The organism is Streptomyces boncukensis (genome assembly GCF_011045075.1).
Classification (GTDB): Bacteria; Actinomycetota; Actinomycetes; order Streptomycetales; family Streptomycetaceae; genus Streptomyces; species Streptomyces boncukensis.
In genome coordinates this window covers 1-3456 of the sequence record NZ_JAAKZZ010000661.1, presented here as the reverse complement: position 1 = coordinate 3456, position 3456 = coordinate 1, and the positions used below count along the sequence as shown (strand labels likewise).

Genomic DNA, 3456 nt, shown 5'->3' with positions numbered 1-3456 from the left:
ACGCCCAGGAACCCCGGCCGCGCCGGCCGGCACCGGCGGGCCTCGCGCATGGTGGTCTCGGACTGCGCGGCGAAGCCGAAGCCGGGCGGCCGTGGCGGCGCAGCTCACGGCCGTCTCCGCACCACGGTGCACGCCCGCGTCTTTACCCTGGTGGTATGGAGGTTTCAAGGGGGCACGGCGGAGGCGGACCACTGGCGGCCTTCCTGCGTGCCAGGCGGAATGGGGCGCGGCCTGAACAACACCGGCTGGCCGTGGGGGCACAGCGCCAGGTGCCGGGGCTGCGGCGAGACGAAGTGGCATTCCTGGCCGGGATCAGCACCGACTACTACGTGCGCCTTGAACAGGGGAGGGAACGCCGGCCGTCCCGCGCGGTGGTGGAGGGCCTGTGTCAGGCACTGCTGCTGGACGCCGTCGCGGCGCGTTATCTGCGGGAACTCACGGTTACAGAAACCGTTGTGGACGGGGAGACGCCCCGTATGGGCGCGGATCGCCTGGAGGCCGTGGACGAGCTGCTCGGTTCCATGACGGTGCCCGCCCTGCTGGTGAACCGATGGCTCGACATCGTGGGCAGCAACATGCTCGGCGATTTCCTCCACGAAGGGATGGAGCCCAGGGACAACTACGCCCGTCTGGTGTTCCTCGCCCCCGGAGCACCGGCATTCTTCACCGAGTGGCCCGAACTCGCCCGCTGCATGGTGGCGGCCCTACGCGCACAGGCCGGCTCCGCAGCGGGGTCGGCCCGCCTGACACAGCTGTTGAAGGAACTGACCGCGCACAGCGATGTCTTCAGAACTGTCTGGAGCGAGCACCACCTCTACGAGAAGGCGATCGACCACAAATTGTTCCGACACCCAAGGGTCGGATCGCTCGCACTCGACCAGCACGTCCTGGAACTGCCGGGAAGCGACGGTCACAGGATCTGGGCCTTCCACCCGGCGGACGACGCGACTTCGAACGCCCTGCGCTGCCTGGCGTCCTCGGCGCCGCCGTTCGGCCGTCCGAGCCCCGAAGCCGCAGACCACACGACGTAAACCGCCGGACGAGCCGCGAACGAGGGAATCAAGCTCCTGGCGCAGCATGAGGAGACGCTCGGCCCCACACGGATGCCGGTTCCCGACGCCTCCGCGTGTTTCCTAGGCGACCACCTAGGAAACACGCGGAGGCGAAGCCGACCTGTCGCCGCCGATCTCCACGTTCCCTCGGCTGGTCAGCGGTGGGGCTGGCGCCATAGCGTGGATGGAACCGAGCAGATTGAGGGACTGGGCGCTGGGGCTGCCTGGTTCGGCGTGGTAGATGACGAGCTGCTGGCCGGGCGTCTCGCGTACGTCGAATGCTTGATGGGTGAGAGTGAGCGGGCCGACGTCCGGGTGGAGGAAGCGTTTGGCATCCCGTGTCTTGCCTCGCACCGTGTGCGACTGCCAGAGGCGGGTGAAGTCCACGCTGTGCTCGGTGAGAGTGCTGACGATTTCGCGCAGTCGTGGGTTGTCCGGGTCGAAGCCGGTTGCCTCGCGGAGGTTGGCGACGGTGGCTTGTGCCGCTCGGTCCCAGTCCGTGTAGAAGGTGGGGCCTGCGGGGTCGAGCAAGGTCATGCGGGCCAGATTGTCCGCTGGCGCGAACGGCGAGTAGAGGGCGTCGGCCAATGCGTTCACGGCGAGGAGGTCCAGGGTTCGGTTCATGACGAAAGCTGGAGTGTTCGGGTAGCCGTCCATCAGCTGTCGCAGGGACGGGCTGACTCGCTCTGCGAGGTGGGCGGAGGGCCGTTCGCTTGGCGTGGCCCCGGCCAGCCGGTACAGGTGCGCGCGGGCGTCCTCGTCGAGGTGCAGCGCGCGGCTGAGCGCGTCGACCACCTGGGCTGAGGGGTTGTGTTCGCGGCCTTGTTCGAGGCGGGTGTAGTAGTCGGCGTTCACTCCGGCCAGGACGGCGACCTCTTCGCGGCGCAGTCCGGCGACTTTGCGGGCTCCGTAGCTCGTCATGCCCACGTCCTGCGGCCGCAGGCCGGCGCGGCGTGCCCGCAGGAAGTCTCCCAGGTGGTTGTCGTCCATGTGTTCAGGCTAGGCGGCGGCCCGGTGCGCTGCCTGGGTGTGGCACGTCCAGGCAGCAAGCGTCCTGGTTGGTGGCCGCTGATCTGCCCAGACTCGGTGGAGCGGGGAAGACCGCACCGTTTGAGGAGAGGGGCCCGCCATGGCTGGGACCGTTGAGGGCGACCACGTCGACGTGCACGTCGACGTGGTCGGGATGTGGGTGACCGCGGATGGTCACATCCGTCAGGAGCTGCTGCCGGACGGCCGCTACGTGGAGGCCCGCGGCGAGCGGCGCTGCGCGTACACCGGCCGGTACACGGTGACCGGCAGCCACCTGGACTACGTCGACGACACCGGGTTCACCGCCACCGGCGACATCCGGGACGGAGTGCTCCATCACGAGCACCTCGTGCTCCACCGGGAGCGGACGTCGTCGTAGCGGAGGCCGGGCCGCGGCGCCTGGCCGCCGGAAGGCGAATCCGCCGTCGGCGGACCCATGAGCCCCACCCAGCAGCCAGCCGGCATCACCGAGAAGCAAGGACCATATCCATGACAGGACAACGACTTGACGGCAAGGTCGCGCTGATCACGGGCGCGACCGGCGGCCTCGGCACAGCGGCCGCCGAACTCTTCGCCCGCGAAGGCGCCCGGCTGGTGATCACCGATGTCGCCGAGGGCCCGCTGCGAGGTCTGGCCGAGCGGCTGGAGGCACGCGGCGCGGAGGTCGTCGCCGCCCGCCTCGATGTCTCATCCGCGCGGGAGTGGGACGACGTGATCGCCCTCGTGCGCGACCGCTTTGCCACGCTGGACGTGCTCGTGAACCTCGCCGGCATCCTGGACTGGCCTGGTATCGAGGACACGCGGGAAGAGGTGTGGGACCGCGTCATCAACGTGAACCAGAAAGGCACCTGGCTCGGCATGAAGGCGGCGTTGCCGCTCCTGCGCGCAAGCGGCAACGCGTCGGTGATCAATACCTCGTCCGTACTCGGCCTGGTGGGAAGCGGCGCGGCCGCGGCCTACCAAGCGTCCAAGGGGGCCGTACGCCTGCTGAGCAAGACCGCCGCGGTCGAGTACGCCCGGCAAGGAGTACGGATCAACTCGGTGCATCCCGGGGTGATCGCCACACCGATGATCCAGGACCTCCTGGACGACCAGGGCGACCAGCAGCCGGACATCCAACGTACCCCCATGCGCCGGGCCGGCCACGCCGACGAGGTCGCACCCGCGATCCTCTTCCTCGCCTGCGACGACTCCTCGTTCGTCACCGGCTCGGAGCTGGTGGTCGACGGCGGCCTCACCGCGCACTGAACAGCCCAGCCGCGCGACGACCACGACGGCCTGCCTCCGTCACCGGGGCCGCGCGCGGCGTGGGCAAGGGAGACCGTGGCGCTTCTCCACGCCCGCGGTGCCCGCGTCGTCGCCGTCTGGGCGGGTG

4 protein-coding genes are annotated in these 3456 nt (G+C 69.5%); 3 read left to right on the top strand and 1 reads right to left on the bottom strand.

The window, feature by feature from the left end; genetic code table 11:
• Positions 1 to 155: 155 nt before the first annotated feature.
• Entirely contained in the window at positions 156 to 1031 is an 876-nt protein-coding gene (locus G5C65_RS33870) for a helix-turn-helix transcriptional regulator (protein ID WP_165302890.1), read from the top strand.
• A gap of 114 nt (positions 1032 to 1145) precedes the next feature.
• Here the strand turns inward: G5C65_RS33870 and G5C65_RS33865 are convergent, their stop codons facing one another.
• Entirely contained in the window at positions 1146 to 2042 is an 897-nt protein-coding gene (locus G5C65_RS33865; RefSeq protein WP_165302889.1) for a helix-turn-helix transcriptional regulator, read from the bottom strand.
• A 139-nt stretch (positions 2043 to 2181) separates the two neighbouring features.
• Here G5C65_RS33865 and G5C65_RS33860 point away from each other — a divergent pair, with 139 nt between their 5' ends.
• Together G5C65_RS33860 and G5C65_RS33855 are read left to right on the top strand one after the other, a co-directional pair.
• Entirely contained in the window at positions 2182 to 2460 is a 279-nt protein-coding gene (locus G5C65_RS33860) for an Atu4866 domain-containing protein (RefSeq protein ID WP_165302888.1), read from the top strand.
• A gap of 110 nt (positions 2461 to 2570) precedes the next feature.
• Entirely contained in the window at positions 2571 to 3329 is a 759-nt protein-coding gene (locus tag G5C65_RS33855; protein WP_165302887.1) for an SDR family NAD(P)-dependent oxidoreductase, read from the top strand.
• Positions 3330 to 3456: the final 127 nt, after the last annotated feature.